This window comes from Pseudomonas sp. PS02303, assembly GCF_029959925.1.
GTDB classification, from domain to species: domain Bacteria; phylum Pseudomonadota; class Gammaproteobacteria; order Pseudomonadales; family Pseudomonadaceae; genus Aquipseudomonas; species Aquipseudomonas mandelii.
On record NZ_JASCOM010000136.1, the window covers coordinates 1 to 16,041 of the forward strand.

Sequence of the window (16,041 nt, forward strand, 5' to 3'; positions counted from 1 at the left end):
CGGGCAAGCCTCGCTCCTACAGGGAAATGCGCATACTCGCTCCAACGAGGGAATGCGATTAACGGTAGGAGCGAGGCTTGCCCGCGAAGGCGGCCTGACAGGCGCAAAAAGTTTCAAGCGGCCAAGGATATACGCCCCCGCACGCCCGCGAGCAAAACCCTTACACAATTTCACACAGCACCAACAAAGCTTCACCGCTACTCTCCTCGCCTCCCCGTAGGATGCGGGCAGTCATTATTGGGGTAATTACATGTCAAAGAACCTGCTTGCCAAGCTCAGCCTGATGGCGCTGGCATTGACGCTGAGCGCTTGTGACAAGTCCTCGAACGCCGAAGAACAGGCGCCTCTGGCCACGGTGCGCGTCGAAACAGTCGAAGCCCGGCCCCTGTCGATCACCAGTGAACTGAGCGGGCGGATTGCCGCGCCACGGATTGCCGAAGTCCGCGCCCGGGTCGCCGGCGTCGTGTTGCAACGCACCTTTCGCGAAGGCAGCGACGTCAAAAAAGGCGATGTGCTGTTCCGTATCGACCCGGCGCCCTTCAAGGCTGACCTCGACAGCGCCGAAGCGTCCTTGCGCAAGGCTGAAGCCAATGCGTTCCAGGCCAAATTGCAGGAACAGCGTTATGCCCAGTTGATCGAAGGCAACGCCATCAGCGGCCAGGATTACGACAACGCCCGGGCCAGTGCCCGGCAAACCGCTGCTGATGTCGCCGCCAGCAAGGCCGCCGTGGACCGGGCGAAACTCAACCTCGGCTACGCCACCGTCACTGCGCCGATTTCCGGGCGTATCGGCCGCGCGCTAGTGACCGAAGGTGCGCTGGTCGGGCAGAACGAAACCACGCCGCTGGCACTGATCCAGCAGCTGAACCCGATTCACGCCGACCTGACCCAATCGACCCGGGAACTCAACGACCTGCGCCGTGCCTTCCGTTCCGGGCAGTTGAAGGAAGTGGGCCAGGGCCAGGCCAAAGCCACGCTGATTCAGGATGACGGCAGCCTTTACCCGCTGCCGGGCAAGCTGCTGTTCACCGACATCACTGTCGACCCGGGCACTGGCCAGATCATCGTGCGCAGCGAGTTCCCCAACCCGGACCTCGACTTGCTGCCGGGCAGCTTCGTGCGGGTGCGCCTCGAACAAGCCGTCAATCAGCAAGGCATCAGCGTACCGCAGCGGTCCATTCAGCGTGACAGCGCCGGCATTGCCCAGGTGTTGGTGATCGACGCCGAGCAACGCATCGGCCAGCAAACGGTAGAACTGGGCGCGGTACAGAACGATCGCTGGATCGTCACCGCCGGCCTTAACCCCGGCGACCGCATCGTCACCGAAGGCCTGCAACACGCCAAGCCCGGTGAAAAAGTCCAGATCGACAACACCCCTCTTCCACTTGCCCAGGTTTCTGGTCAGTAAGCAGGACGCTTTTTATGCCGCAGTTCTTTATCGATCGCCCGGTGTTCGCCTGGGTGGTTGCCCTGTTCATCCTGCTGGCCGGCGCCTTGGCCATTCCTCAGTTGCCGGTGGCGCAATACCCCGACGTCGCGCCGCCGCAGATCGAAATCTACGCCGTGTACCCCGGCGCTTCGGCGCAGACCATCGACGAGAGCGTAGTCAGCCTGATCGAGGAAGAGCTCAACGGCGCTGATCACCTTTTGTATTTCGAATCCCAGAGCAGCCTCGGCAGCGCCACCATCAAGGCCACTTTCCAGCCGGGTACCCACCCGGAAATGGCTCAGGTCGACGTGCAAAACCGGCTGAAAGTCGTGGAATCGCGGCTGCCCCAAGCGGTCAATCAGCAAGGCTTGCAGGTGGAGAAAGTCTCCGCCGGTTTCCTGTTGTTGATCACCCTGACTTCCAGCGACGGCAAGCTCGACGATGTGGCGCTCAGTGATTACCTGGCGCGCAACGTGATGAACGAGATCAAGCGTCTGGACGGCGTCGGCAAAGCCCAGTTGTATGGCGCCGAACGGGCGATGCGCATCTGGATCGACCCGCAGAAGCTGATCGGTTTCAACCTGACCCCGGGCGACGTCAACGCCGCCATCGTCGCGCAGAACGCCCAGGTCTCGGCCGGCAGCATCGGCGATTTGCCGACGCGCACCACCCAGGAAATCACCGCGACCATTCTGGTAAAAGGCCAATTGTCGACGCCGGAAGAATTCGCCGACATCGTCCTCAAAGCCAACCCCGACGGTTCCACCGTGCGCATCAAGGACGTGGCGCGGGTCGAGATCGGCAGCCAGGAATATCAGTTCGGCACGCGCCTGAACGGCAAGCCTTCCACCGCCGTCAGCGTACAGTTGGCGCCGGGCGCCAATGCGCTGAGCACCGCGACCCTGGTGCGAGCGAAGATGGATGAACTGGCGCGCTACTTCCCGGCGAACGTGGAATACAAGATTCCTTACGACACCTCGCCGTTCGTCAAAGTCTCGATCACCACAGTGGTTTACACCCTCGGCGAGGCGATGCTGCTGGTGTTTGCGGTGATGTTCCTGTTCCTGCAGAACATCCGCTACACGCTGATCCCGACGCTGGTGGTGCCGGTGGCGCTGATGGGCACGTTTGCGACCATGCTCGCGCTGGGCTTCTCGATCAACGTGCTGACCATGTTCGGCATGGTATTGGCCATCGGCATTCTGGTGGATGACGCCATCGTGGTGGTGGAAAACGTCGAGCGGATCATGGCCACCGAGGGCCTGTCGCCCAAAGAGGCGACGCGCAAGGCGATGAAGCAGATTACCGGGGCAATCATCGGCATCACCCTGGTGCTGGTGGCGGTGTTTATTCCGATGGCGTTCATGCAGGGCTCGGTCGGGGTGATTTACCGACAGTTCTCGCTGTCGATGGCCACCTCGATCCTGTTCTCCGCCTTCCTTGCGCTGACCCTGACCCCGGCGCTGTGCGCGACGCTGCTCAAGCCGATTGCCAAGGGCGAGCATCACGAAAAGAGCGGGTTCTTTGGTTGGTTCAACCGTGGTTTCGATCGTTTGACCGAGCGTTATCAAGGTTGGGTGGCGTATGCACTGAAACGCACGGGCCGTTATCTGCTGATCTACGGCGTGCTGCTGATTGGTCTGGGCCTGTGTTTCAGTCGCCTGCCCTCCTCGTTTCTGCCGGTTGAGGATCAGGGCTACACCATCACCGACATTCAGCTACCACCGGGCGCGAGCAAAAACCGAACGGTCAAGGTCGTGGAACAAGTTGAAGCGCACAACGCCACTGAGCCGGGTGTCGGCGACAGCACAGTGATTCTCGGTTTCAGTTTTTCCGGCAGCGGACAAAACGCCGCGCTGGCATTTACCACGCTGAAGGATTCGTCGGATCGGGGCAGCGACGACTCGGCGAGTTCGATTGCCGACCGCGCCAACATTGCCCTGAGCCAGATAAAGGATGCGGTGGCCTTCTCGGTGCTGCCGCCGCCGGTTGACGGTCTCGGCACTTCCAGCGGCTTCGAGTTCCGCTTGCAGGACCGTGGCGGCCTCGGTCATGCCACGCTGATGAAGGCGCGTAGCGAATTGCTCGCCGCCGCCGAGAAAAGCCCGATCCTGATGAACGTCCGTGAAAGCGCGCTGGCCGAGGCGCCGCAAGTGCAGCTGGAAGTCGACCGCAAACAGGCCAACGCTTTGGGCGTGTCCTTTGCCGACATTGGCAACGTGCTCTCCACGGCGGTCGGTTCGGCCTACATCAACGACTTCCCCAATCAGGGGCGGATGCAACGGGTGGTGGTTCAGGCTGAAGGCGATCAACGCAGCCAGGTGGCCGATCTGCTGAAGATCCACGTGCGTAACGACGGCGGAAAAATGGTGCCGTTGTCGGCCTTCGTCCAGGCGAAATGGACCCAGGGCCCGGCGCAGTTGACCCGTTACAACGGTTACCCGGCGATCAGCATTTCCGGCGAGCCGGCGCCCGGCCACAGCACCGGCGAAGCCATGGCGGAAATCGAGCGGCTGGTTGCGCTCGGCCCGGCCGGGTTGGGTCAGGAGTGGACCGGGTTGTCGTTGCAGGAACGTTTGTCCGGCAGTCAGGCACCGATTCTGCTCGGGCTGTCGCTGTTGATCGTGTTCCTCTGTCTGGCGGCGCTGTATGAAAGCTGGTCGATTCCAACATCGGTGCTGCTGGTAGTGCCGCTGGGTGTGCTCGGCGCCGTGCTGGCCGTGACCTTTCGCGGGATGCCCAACGACGTGTTCTTCAAGGTCGGACTGATCACCATCATTGGCCTGTCGGCGAAGAACGCGATCCTGATCATCGAATTCGCCAAGAGCCTGTACGACGAAGGGCATGACTTGATCGACGCCACGCTGCAAGCCGCGCGCTTGCGGTTGCGGCCGATTGTGATGACGTCGCTGGCGTTCATTCTGGGTGTGGTGCCGTTGGCAATTGCTACCGGGGCCAGTTCGGCGAGTCAGCAAGCAATCGGCACCGGGGTGATCGGCGGGATGATCACGGCGACGCTGGCGGTGGTGTTTGTGCCGGTGTTTTTTGTGGTGGTGATGAAGTGGGTTGTTCGTTTCAAGAAAAAGGACTGAACCGTTCATTCTATAAACAGCATTTTTTTTATGCCCTCACGGCCCCGTGAACTGTCAGATCTGACAGTTCACGGGGTCTGCATTCCTCTTTACGCTGGGTTCAACGCTCAACCAGGTCGTTGAGCACGAGATCAACACCAGCGAAGGAATGCCCTGATGAAAAAAATCAGCCTTACACCCAATGCCACTACCGGAACATGCACCGCAAATCTTGGCGAGCGCGGAGACTTCGTGGGCGACGAAACAAAAATGAAGCTCTACAAAGACGCTGGTGAAGGTCGTTGGTATGCAATGGCCACTCATAACGTCAAGGAAGACGAAGCCCATTTTTACGATTTCATCTTCAGGATCCCGTATGAGGGCAGTGTGACAAACAAGGTTTACATGATTGATAAGGACGTCAATAACCCCAACACAGTCAACGCTACCTTTTGGGAATTTAATGGACCAGACGCCAGTCCGTTCATCGCTGACAAGGGGCAAGTAACTTTCACCATCGACGAAAAAGAGGAAAAAGCTACCGCCAGTTTCAAGTTCGATGCGGTGTCTCCAACACATGAACTCGTTACAGTGACTGAAGGGGCGTTCGACCTTGCAGGTTTTGATGCAAGCCTGACCGGACCGAAGGAGCACAAAGCGACCGGGAGCTTCACTGCTGAGGTTCAAGACGGCGAGGACGTGAAACAATACAGTGCTGTTGAATTTGACCTGACCGCGAACCCTGGTAATGACACCAATTTCCCAGTTGAGCATTGGCGGGCCTGGTCCAAACAACCCGGCTCCCCGAATGCTGTCATCGTCCTGTTTGTCGCCAATACGTTAGAGACCAACAAGGAATACACACTCATCCGGGACAGCGCCGAAGTTCGCGCGATGTACATCGAATTTGATTCCTCCGGGATAAGCAGTTATCTCTCCATTGACGGCAAGCTCCAGCTCGACACCGTCCAACTAAACGAAGATTCATCCTTGGATGTCTTGGCGGGTTCCATCGTGTTCGAAGCCGAACGCTCGGACGGGTCAAAGACTGTCAACGTGAAAAAAGGGCTGTTCAATTTCGACGGCACAAAGCGTCCGGCCTGAGCGTTTCTATAATAGGCAAAAGCCCCGCTCTTGCCGCACCACTCAAGGCAGGGCTATGGTGCTGCAAAGCCCCTGACCTTGAGCCTTCATGCCCTTCCTGGCCCGCACCCACCCTCGCCTGTCCGCCGCCGCCACCCTTGGCGTCGCGGCGGGCATTCTGGCTCCGGCCGATTCGATCATCAGCAAAATCCTCATTGGCTGGAACGTCGGCGTCTGGACTTACCTGATCCTGATGCTTTGGCTCGCCGCCCGTGCCAAGGCGCCAGACGTGAAACGCATCGCCGAGATCGAAGACGAAAACGCCGGGCTGGTGTTGTTCGTGGTGTGCATCGCCGCGCTTGCCAGCCTTGCGACCATCACCTTCGAACTGGCCGGCAGCAAGGACCTGGAAACCACCCGCAAGCTCCTGCATTACGGCTTCACCGCACTGACGGTCATCGGCTCGTGGTTGTTGATCGGGGTGATTTTCAGCGTGCATTACGCTCGCCTGTTCTATACCTGGGACGGCGAAGACTTGGCGTTGCGCTTCGCTGAAGGACTGGAAACACCCAATTATTGGGACTTCCTGTATTTCTCTTTCACCATCGGCGTGGCCGTGCAGACTTCGGACGTGGGTGTGGCGACTCGGAATATGCGCAAGATTGTGCTGGCGCAATCATTGATCGGTTTTTTGTTCAATACGGCGATTCTGGGGTTTTCGATCAACATTGCGGCGGGGCTGTTTAACTGATTATTAAAAACATATAGAAGCCAGTGTTTCAACTGTCAACTCTGACAGTATACAAAGTACCCATTCGGCGTAACTCTGAAGCTGCGAACAAACAAATCGCAGCCCTCACTTTTAATGAACCGAAGGAACGATCATGACTGATAAACGAATTCCCGCCCTTCAGAAACATGCCAAATCGACCGGCCGCGTCAACGCTACGTTTATTGGAGGCCCACTTAAAAACTTCGACACGGACGATGTCTCGTTGAGGTATTTTCCACGCCCTACTCCCAGCATTCCTGCCTCTTGGTCCGTCAGCGGCCAGAGTGAACTACAGGATGGATTCTACGTCGGCTTTACGTTCAGTTTTCACGCAGACGTTTTCAGCGGAGAACATGGCCTGCCGGCCGATAAACTCGACGTTTACTGTGTCCGGCTACCAGAGGGTGGTGGCGTGTTCTACGAATATAACGTCATCAAGGGCACCGTTAAATTCACGCTTGATGAACAGTCCAAACGGATCCACGGCAGCACCTCCTGCAGGCTGGTGGGGTCGGACGATATCCCCTTCGATCTGAGCGCCGTATTCAATGTCGAAGGCATTGACGCTGTATTCCACAGGCTTCATGCTTCCCGTCAAAAGGTATAAAACATTTAACGCATGCCTGTGGGAGGTTGTATCAACCGCCCGCAGGCATAAAACCTTCAACGTATGCCCGCGCCCCCATCGCCCGTCGCACAAACCTTCTAGACACGCCCCCCTGGCTACACGCTAACCTGCACCCGTGACTTCCGCATACGCAGGCTGCCATGAGCAACGCCAACTGGATCGACCTGGCCCAGGATGCCGACACCGGTATCGAGACCCTGCGCGCGCATTTCGAGGGCCACGCTTACGATCCGCACTGGCATGACAGCTATCTGGTGGGCGTGACCGAGCAAGGAGTCCAGCAGTTCAATTGTCGGCGTGCCAGGCATCAGAGCACCCCGGGCAAGGTGTTCCTGCTCGAACCGGGGGACATCCATGACGGTGAGGCGCCGACAGAGGATGGTTTCACCTACCGCATGTTGTACCTTGATCCGCAGTGGCTGGAACGTGAACTGAGCACGCTGTTCGAAGACGCACCGCTTGACAGCCAGTTGAGTTTCGCCACCACCCTCGCCAGCGACATCCGACTGGCTCAGGCCACCAGCCTTGCCTTTGAAACCCTGCATGGCGGTGAACTGAAAATCGTCCGCCAGAGTGCCATCGACGGCCTTCTCGAACGCCTGACCAGCCATTTGCACTGGCGCGCCCGCTATGGCGTAGACCCGCGCCTGCCGCTGGTGGCACAGAGGGCTCGGGAGTATCTGCACGCCAACGCTCAAAACGATATAAGTCTTGACCAGCTGGCTGTGGCAACCGGGATCGACCGCTTCCGCCTGACTCGAGCGTTCAAGGCGGCCTACGGTCTGGCACCGCATGCCTATCTGGTGCAATTGCGCTTGGCTACCGCCCGGAGGATGCTGGCCCGTGGCGAACAACCGGCGGCGGTGGCGACGGCGTTGGGGTTTGCCGATCAGAGCCACTTGGGACGCTGGTTCGTCCGGGCTTATGGCTTGACGCCGGCGTTGTACCGCAAGCGCTGCTCAAATCTTCCAGACGCTTGAAACAGAACTTGTGAGGATCGGCACTTCAGATCACTCCCGGAGTCCTTTGTCATGCCGTCCACTTCCCCCTCGCTGTTGCCTTTTTTGCTGTTTGCTTTTGTTGCTTCCATCACACCGGGGCCGACCAACATTCTGGTACTGAGCAACAGCGCCCGGCATGGCTTCAAGGCAACTTTGCCAATCATCTTCGGTGCCTGCGCCAGTGCTGCACTCATCGTCCTGCTGGTGGGTTATGGGTTGGGCGAATCGCTGAAGCAGATTCCCGCGCTGCAATACGCCATGCAGTGGCTAGGCGTTGCCTGGTTGACCTACCTGGCCTGGCAGATTTTCCATTCGCCCACCCAAGCCCTTGATCCTGACTTATCTGACAGCTATCGGCGCCCAGGACTTTTTACCGCCGCAGGCCTGCAATGGGTGAACCCAAAAACCTGGATGATGGCCATGGCGGTCATCAGTGTCTTTGCCAGCAACGGCTCCGATCGTATGCATCACGTTTTGTTATTGAGTTTTGTTTTTTTTGCGATAGCTCTGCCTTGCATGGCTGCCTGGGCGCTGCTGGGATCAAGTGTGAAAAAAAGACTCCATTCAATTAAAGCGTTGCAATACTTCAATCGCTCCATGGGTTTGTTGCTGGCGGGCTCAACGTGGCTCAGTGCCTGGATCGGATAGTCCCCCCTACCGCAAGAAAAAATCACATTTATAAGGACCTGTAAACTGTCAAGCATGTCAGTTTACAGGTCGGCTTTTAAGCGCTCTGATATGTCATCCCGGATGCTCTATTGCCAGGATATTTCGAGTCATAATCGCGGAGATAACTTCAATGAACAGCATCAACAACATCCCCCGATCCGGTAGCTGCAATGGAACTATTGGCGACGGAATCGCGTTCAACGCGCAGTTGGTAGAGTTGAGATCAGAGACTTTCCCACCACCCCACGGCGAGTCTCATGTCATGTTTGCCAGGCAACGTGCACCACGCCCGGAGTCCACCACAAAAGAAGTGTACGTGTCAGCCAGGAAAGACTTGGTAGAGGGCAGTTATACCGTCAGCCCCGACTCCAGCGAGGTGCGGGTAACCTTTGTGGACAATACCGAATCCACAGGCCCCGTCTTTTACATGCAGCAAAGCGGAACGATTGACATCAAGTACGATAACATTACGGGTGTTTTCTCTGGAGAACTCAAAGACGTCCTTCTGGAAAACCAGGATGATGACGAAGATAAAACCTTAACGCTCAATCTCGAATTCAACTCAAAAAGCGATATCTCCAGCGCTCGTAAAAACAGCAGCACCAGACAGGCTGCCTAACAACGCCATGAAAGAAACGCTCAATAAAAAAGGAAGCCGTCGCTTCCTTTTTTATTTAATCACCACCATTGGCTTCTTAAAAACCGTAACGAACACCTACATTCAAGCCGATCGGCCGCTCTATGTTTTTCCCTTTACTGTAATCCGCATCAATGTGCACTTGCAGGCGATCCGTCATGGCGAGAGCCAAACCTGCGGCAATCTCACTTCGGGACCCTGAGAGATCATTATTGAACACATTATCGTTGACCTTGACCTCATTATTTTTGGCGAACTCGTGACCCAGTGCGACCCGTACATAGGGCTGAACTTGCAGACCGCCTTCCAGTGCAAAAGTGCGTCCAGCTGTCACGCCAGCCTCACCCACCAATGACCGTGTGCGATCTCCATCAGCTTGCATATCGTTGTCCAGAGTGAAACTCCTGCCCTGAATGACCACGCCTGACCACTTTGTATAGGGCTCAAAGAAATAGCCCTCAGCCAGTTTGATATTCCGCCCAAATTCCAAGGAGCCACCCAGCCCGGTATTATCGTAATCACCTTTGGCCCTGTGTCCATCGCTCAGGCCAACTTTGGCCTCGTTGCGAAAGCGGTTTAATTTAAGAACTCCGTCCAGGTAGTAACCACTACGGGCATCGATCCAGGTGAGGTAAGTTCCCAGATAGTTGCTGGTAACGGTACCGGAAGTACCGCCATCAAGATTCAGGTCGGACTTGCTATGCCCCGCCATCCAGCCTATCAACCATTGTCCGTCGCCGAATGGCAGCGGAGCATCGGCCCCCAACGTAAAACCTCGTTGGGTTTGCTGATATCCAACACCTGAACCATCGGCTACGTTGTATTTGTTGCCATAGGTGCGACCCCATGCTCCGCCTTCGGCACCATTGAATCGCAACTCTCCCATGCGCGAACGCAGTGAAGTAGCTTCGGCGGACCACACGGTCGATGCCGTGTTGAATAAAGCCAGCACCGAGCGCGCGCCTGGGCTGACTGACCTTGTCGTTGGATCGAGAATCCAGTCGTTGCCACTTTTCGCCACGCTATAGGAGAAGGTCCCGAGGTCTACATCCCGAACCATAAAGAATTGCGCATCGCCGCCCCCTGTTTGCACTACCCGAACCGGTTGACCGGCGGCGGGGTCCACCCCAGAACTACTGATGACCAGTTCATGTCGACCGCTTGCCGATCCTGTCACATTCAGCAGGTCTGTCTGTCCCGTAGCGAAGTCAGTTCCCAACTCGAAGCGACCGTTACCAGCAAGCTGCCCCACATTCAATTGATAAAACTCATTGACGGCGCCGAAACGAACGGTGCCACCGTTTAACGTCAGATTGTCTATGTGGCCATCGCCCACCAGTACCCATCGAGAAGAGTCATTGATGGTTGCACGAGAGACATTTTCCAGGTTGCCTGTCAGAACCGAATTGTTCTGTAAGACCAGGTCAGTGGTGCTGCCTGCTTCATTGACGATATTGCCGCTCAACGTACTGTTATTGACAGTCAACGAGGCTGTAGCCCCTCCTCGTACATCGAGCAAGGTATCGTTGCCTGCCACCAGTCGGGAGTTGTTCAGCATGATCGTCGCAGTCGAAGAGCCTGCATTGGCGAAATCAACCTGAATGGCCGAACCCGTTACGCCTTCGACAGTTGTATTGTTGAGGTTGAGTGTCGCGGGCTGGATAGAGTTTGCGTCAAGCCCGATCGTCACACCGTTTTGTCCCCCTTTGATCGTACTGTCGGTTGCCGTGGCGTGACCGCTGGCCAACCTCAATCCGTAACTGGTGGCACCTGTTCCCTGAATCTTCGAATCAGTGACATCCAAACGACTGAATGCACTCACCAGGGCCCCGCCCGTCACACCGGTAATGTTGCTGTTGCCGCTAACGGTGGCGGTAGACCCCGTCGAGGTACTCACATCGCGTACTACCTGGAGCCCGACACGATTGCCAGTGATCGTGCTGTTGTCGATAGTGGCCTGACTATTGACTAGTACCACGGCAGCCAGACCGCCAACGCCCGAGACGGTTGCTCCACGCAGGTTAACTTGAGAGCCGTTGCGGGCTGTAATCTGTTGAGTAATACCTGCATTGACATTGAGTGTCGAACTGTCGGTGTTTATGAACAATGCTTGAGCGCCATTGACGTTCAATGTGGCATCTGAGCTAAGCGACCATTGCTCGGGAGTACCACCTGTAATGGTTGTCGTCCCGCCAACAAGGTTTCCTGCCATGGTCGTTGATGAGAATGGCAACAGAATGGAAGAAAACACCAAACTCCAACCAATAGAAAAAGGAGGCACTGTGGTTAACTTTTTTTGCATAGTAGACACCTGTCATCTAAACATCTGGCCACTGCCACTTGTAGAGGGACCATGGAAACGAGGGTCGCTAGGCTAGCGTTAAGCCAGGCACATATCTGTAGGACTTATCTGTTTTTCAGCATAGAAAAACCCACCATCGGATTCTTCTGACAGGTCTCGAAGCAACGTAAAGACAATGCGACTAAGACCAACCAGTCGCATTGTCTGTAGCGAACGTCATGGAACAGGATTTACTTCTTCGCAGTACTGCCCTTCGCTATTAGTAAACAGCATGTAATGTTTAGCCTCCGCTGAATCTGGAGTGGGCGTAGAATCCGATCGGGTAATGGTGTATTTAAGTACACCATATGTCCGGTTCGCCGGTCTGAAATGAGTGTCGTACACACCGATATCAATTGGAGCCCCCGCATCAGGGTACGGGTCAGACACCAACAAAGTTGCTGTGGTATCCGTTCCCGGAACAAGAACCGGTGGAGTTTCATCAGTATATGCAGCAAAACTTAACGTGATCGTCTCACCCGGGAGCGTGTAATCACTTTTCGGAATGATAACTCTCAGATTACGCCGGTCAGTGCCATCACCCGGAGGTATAAAGTTCAATGTTGCACAACCGATCCTCAGAAGCGGGCCTGCAAGATTCTGCACCTCAGGCTTAGGAGTCTGAATAGGGAAAGCGGCTACAGGAATAGGCTTGGGTATACACTCTACCGGGTTTGGGTTCTGTTCTGTATGAAGGACCCAATGCAAAGGTTTTTCTCCGGGACCTTGATCAAAGATTGTTTCCCAGGGAAGCGTTCGCGTAAGTGTCGTATTTTCCTGACCCGGGATTAAGGCGATGGTCGTACCTACTTGCACTCCATCATAATAAACCGTAACCAACCATCCTTCTTCAGTAGGCGGAGTGGCAAACAATTGAACTGAAATCGTTGCATCTTTACCGTAATCCCCTTCTTCTACCTTATCCGTACTGCCCCCTGAAAACGTCAGCACAGGTTGTTCAAGTTCAGGGTTCACGGGATCCGGCTCATTCGGGTTAGGCGGACCGATATAGTAAATATTGACTAATGTCTTGTCATTACTCCCGCCAAGAAGACGGTTACCTCGAAACATGGCATAACTGAACTCGGTTTCTTCATCGCCATCGGTATTGCCATACACGCTCTTGATGATGGAATAAGGAACCTCCCAAACCAGCTTTCCATCAATTGCACTGCTCACAAGCTTTTCACCCAACTCTTCTGGGCCCCAGTACCCCATAAGCGTGTCCGTTGTAGCATTCGGGCTGGGCACCGACGCCTCAAGTGTGACTCCAAGATCACAGTCACCCAGATCAATCAAACCGTCGCTGGCCAATGGCACCACGGGTGGTTCAAATACAGTCGGGTCGGCAATGCGCTTTACTTCACGCGAAGCGGGATTCGATACTTTGCTCAAGTGGCCTACAAGATCCCTCACTCTATAGCGAACGGTGTTGACACCCTCAACAGCACTTACGAATACATTGATGGGGATGGTAAATTGGAGCGAGGGAGGCAAAGGGATTTCAAGCACCGGTTCGTCACGCCCAGGATCAGGGGCTATGCCCACCCAGACCAGCAACATGTCGGTGCTGTGATAGTTCCCATAGACCGCGGCAGTCAACGTGATTCCGCTCGGGTTGTTACCTATGTAGGCTTCATCGATAACAGCGGTCGGCGGTAAATCGGTCGGAAAAATAGCCGCTCCCGGAGACAGGTTCGAAGCTGGAGTCTTCACTCGATAGGGTGCAGTTCGGTCCATGGCGTATGTAACGATGTCCGAGTACCCCGGGTTCAACGAGCCATACCAGTAAACGTATTGAAGTTCATATTCGGTAGGCGTTTCAGGTATGTTTTTCTCAACCATCCACGGACTCATCGGGATTGTCTTGGGCAAAGGCCATGTCCTGTCAGCAATAGGCCCCAATTCTTGTATGGGCTCTATATCCGTCCAGATTGTCGTACCTTTCTCACGGATCGTAAACTGAATCATATCAGCCGGATCCTCAAGCTCCGAAGGTCGCGGAATGGTGTATTTGAGCGGCGCGGACAGCGCCGCCAGCGGGATACGCAAGTCACCCCCGGGAAGTGTTTGATCAGTAATCGTGACACCAACGGGATTTGCAAACATGCCTCCCGCACCGAAACGCTTCTGAAGCACAGCTCTTCGGGACAATATGGCTTTATCAACTCTGCTGTTCATCTTGAATTCTCCTGGCATCACATGTTAAGTAGAACTTATTAAGAACAAACAATACGACTTACACCATTTACGCAACAAACATTATTCAACATTGCTCAAGGCCCACATGGGAGCTCTACACCAACGATGATTCTGTCGATTTTGACCAATGCTGTTTTTGACACACCAACAAGTCTGGCCCCACGATAGACTTGATAAACCAGGGTGGCGGAAGAGTTTTTTACCATCGGCGCTATATGTATGTCGTAGGGCTGAACGACAAGTGGATATCCTTCCCGAATCTCTGTAACGCTCAAGTTCTGGCGCACATTGATCCAACGTGCGCTAACGATTTCAACGCCACTCCCATTCAGTGTGGAATACCCTCTCCATGTGACTTCGCATCTATCACCAACCCTAAACAGGGTTAGCGGTGGAATAACAACATGTATACCAAGCCATATTGGCGGTTCGGTATCGCAGTTATAATTCCCCCAGAGATCTGTATATAGAAAATCAGCCTCTTCAAGATCAATCAATACCGGAGCATGATCTACTGTCAGTTTGCGGCGATATGAATAAGATGGATTGTCCGCCGTATTAAGCACTTCATACCACAACTCCCCGACGCCATCATTCACCAGATGCTCTGGGCCAACATGAATAATAAATTCAGGCTTCATGTCCGCCGGAGTATAAATATTTTCTATTACTACAGGTCGTTGTCCGGGTTGCTCAAAGCGAACCGTCATAATGTCCCTTTCGCCCGGTTTCGTCGCCGGTTCGTCCCATAAAGGCACGACCACATCAATACCTGTGAGCAGCAATGGAAGTGGGATATACCCCTCTGGATCGACATCGGGATCTTCTACACCTTCAACTTTTGGCGCATCGAACGTCAGGGGTTTATTGGGCGCCATATCGCAAGTCCTTTGATGGTCATAAAACTGCTCGTTGGTAATGAAAGAAATTAAGCGCCGAGTTCAGTGGTGTGGCTACTGTCATATCTGACAGGTAAAGCTACCGTTCATCGGCCTTTTTCCTACGCACTGAGACTCTACTGGGTTGACGCATTCTCACGAATGGTGTCTTCTGAAACCGGTTTCAGTGCTTGGCACTTAACCTGATAAATCCAATAAGAAGGTTTCAGACCGTGAACGATTTCTCCGCCGCCCAGCGCAGCCGCGTCACCATGCTCGACGTCGCCGAACATGCCGGCGTCTCCAAGGCCAGCGTCTCGCGCTTCATCGGCGATGATCGCGCCCTGCTCTCCGATGCCATTGCCTTGCGCATCGAGCAGGCGATTGCCCAACTCGGCTATCGCCCCAACCAGATGGCCCGCGGCCTGAAACGCGGCCGCACTCGCCTGATCGGCATGCTGGTAGCCGACATCCGTAACCCTTATTCGATTGCCGTGATGCACGGGGTGGAAACCGCCTGCCGTCAGCACGGCTACAGCCTGGTGGTGTGCAACACCGATCGCGATGACGAGCAGGAACGCCAGCACCTGGCGTTGCTGCGCTCATACAACATCGAAGGTTTGATCGTGAATACCCTGGGCCACCACCGCGATGAGTTGCGCGAGCTGCATCGGGAGATGCCGATGGTGCTGGTGGATCGCAAGGTTGAGCAGCTTGAAAGTGATCTGGTCGGTCTGGACAACCCGGCCGCAGTGGAAATGGCCATCGCCCACTTGCAGGAACGCGGCTATCGCGACGTGCTGATGGTGACCGAACCGTTTGACGGCACCAGCTCGCGGATTGAGCGGGTCAGCAGTTTCAAGGCGCAGATCGGGCAGCGTCCGGCGCTGACCGGCGCGGTGGTCGAAACCGGTAGCGAGCTGACTGCGCAACTGAAAACCTTCCTTACAACCCCCGGCCTTGGTCACAAAGCGTTGTTCTGTGCCAATGGCATTGCGGCGTTGGCCGCAACCCATGCCTTGCGCGAGTTGCAGTGCAATCTGTTCGAGGATGTCGGGTTGATTGCTTTGGATGATCTGGATTGGTATCCGCTGGTGGGCAGCGGGATTACGGCGCTGGCCCAGCCGACGGCGGAGATTGGCGCGAGCGCGTTTGAGTGTTTGCTCAAGCGGTTGCGTGGGGATGACGGACCGGTGCGGACGATGGATTTTTCGGCGCGGTTGATTGTGCGTGGGTCGACCCTTGGGAATCTTCAGTGAATGTGATGGCCCTATCGCGAGCAGGCTCGCTCCCACATTGGAATGCGTACACCTGTGGGAGTGAGCCTGCT

12 protein-coding genes are annotated in these 16,041 nt (G+C 55.5%); 9 read left to right on the forward strand and 3 right to left on the reverse strand.

From position 1 onward, the window contains the following. Positions 1-250 precede the first annotated feature (250 nt). The 8 genes from QMX98_RS23325 (at position 251) to QMX98_RS23360 (ending at position 9,272) form a co-directional block, all read left to right on the forward strand. Positions 251-1,408 carry an efflux RND transporter periplasmic adaptor subunit gene (locus QMX98_RS23325; RefSeq protein WP_010459987.1) on the forward strand — a complete coding sequence of 386 codons (1,158 nt, stop codon included), beginning with the start codon at positions 251-253 and terminating at the stop codon, positions 1,406-1,408. Positions 1,409-1,422: 14 nt separating this feature from the next. Beyond that, positions 1,423-4,521, forward strand: a complete 3,099-nt coding sequence (locus QMX98_RS23330) for an efflux RND transporter permease subunit (protein ID WP_282411440.1) — start codon at positions 1,423-1,425, stop codon at positions 4,519-4,521. A gap of 156 nt (positions 4,522-4,677) precedes the next feature. Further along, entirely contained in the window at positions 4,678-5,604 is a 927-nt protein-coding gene (locus tag QMX98_RS23335) for a hypothetical protein (RefSeq protein WP_282411441.1), read from the forward strand. Between the two features lie 88 nt (positions 5,605-5,692). Next, entirely contained in the window at positions 5,693-6,334 is a 642-nt protein-coding gene (locus QMX98_RS23340; protein ID WP_221109452.1) for a DUF1345 domain-containing protein, read from the forward strand. Positions 6,335-6,467: 133 nt separating this feature from the next. Then, entirely contained in the window at positions 6,468-6,962 is a 495-nt protein-coding gene (locus QMX98_RS23345; protein WP_282411442.1) for a hypothetical protein, read from the forward strand. 161 nt (positions 6,963-7,123) lie between these two features. After that, positions 7,124-7,963, forward strand: coding sequence for an AraC family transcriptional regulator (locus QMX98_RS23350; protein ID WP_282411443.1), 840 nt, complete (start codon positions 7,124-7,126; stop codon positions 7,961-7,963). 51 nt (positions 7,964-8,014) lie between these two features. After that, positions 8,015-8,632 (forward strand): LysE family translocator, encoded by a 618-nt coding sequence (locus QMX98_RS23355; protein ID WP_221109437.1) that lies wholly within the window; start codon positions 8,015-8,017, stop codon positions 8,630-8,632. A 151-nt stretch (positions 8,633-8,783) separates the two neighbouring features. After that, entirely contained in the window at positions 8,784-9,272 is a 489-nt protein-coding gene (locus QMX98_RS23360; protein WP_221109435.1) for a hypothetical protein, read from the forward strand. A gap of 76 nt (positions 9,273-9,348) precedes the next feature. Here the strand turns inward: QMX98_RS23360 and QMX98_RS23365 are convergent, their stop codons facing one another. From QMX98_RS23365 to QMX98_RS23375, 3 genes are all read right to left on the reverse strand, one after another. After that, positions 9,349-11,592, reverse strand: a complete 2,244-nt coding sequence (locus QMX98_RS23365) for an autotransporter outer membrane beta-barrel domain-containing protein (RefSeq protein WP_282411444.1) — start codon at positions 11,590-11,592, stop codon at positions 9,349-9,351. Between the two features lie 216 nt (positions 11,593-11,808). Then, the gene (locus tag QMX98_RS23370) at positions 11,809-13,812 is read right to left on the reverse strand and encodes a hypothetical protein (RefSeq protein ID WP_282411445.1); all 2,004 of its coding nucleotides are present in this window, start codon (positions 13,810-13,812) and stop codon (positions 11,809-11,811) included. Between the two features lie 95 nt (positions 13,813-13,907). Beyond that, on the reverse strand, positions 13,908-14,711 hold the full coding sequence (locus QMX98_RS23375; RefSeq protein ID WP_282411446.1) for a hypothetical protein: 804 nt from the start codon (positions 14,709-14,711) through the stop codon (positions 13,908-13,910). Positions 14,712-14,944: 233 nt separating this feature from the next. On the opposite strand from QMX98_RS23375, the gene QMX98_RS23380 reads away from it, so the two are divergent. Beyond that, complete coding sequence (locus tag QMX98_RS23380; protein ID WP_280639281.1) at positions 14,945-15,970, forward strand: LacI family DNA-binding transcriptional regulator; 1,026 nt, start codon at positions 14,945-14,947, stop codon at positions 15,968-15,970. The last annotated feature ends 71 nt before the right edge of the window (positions 15,971-16,041 follow it).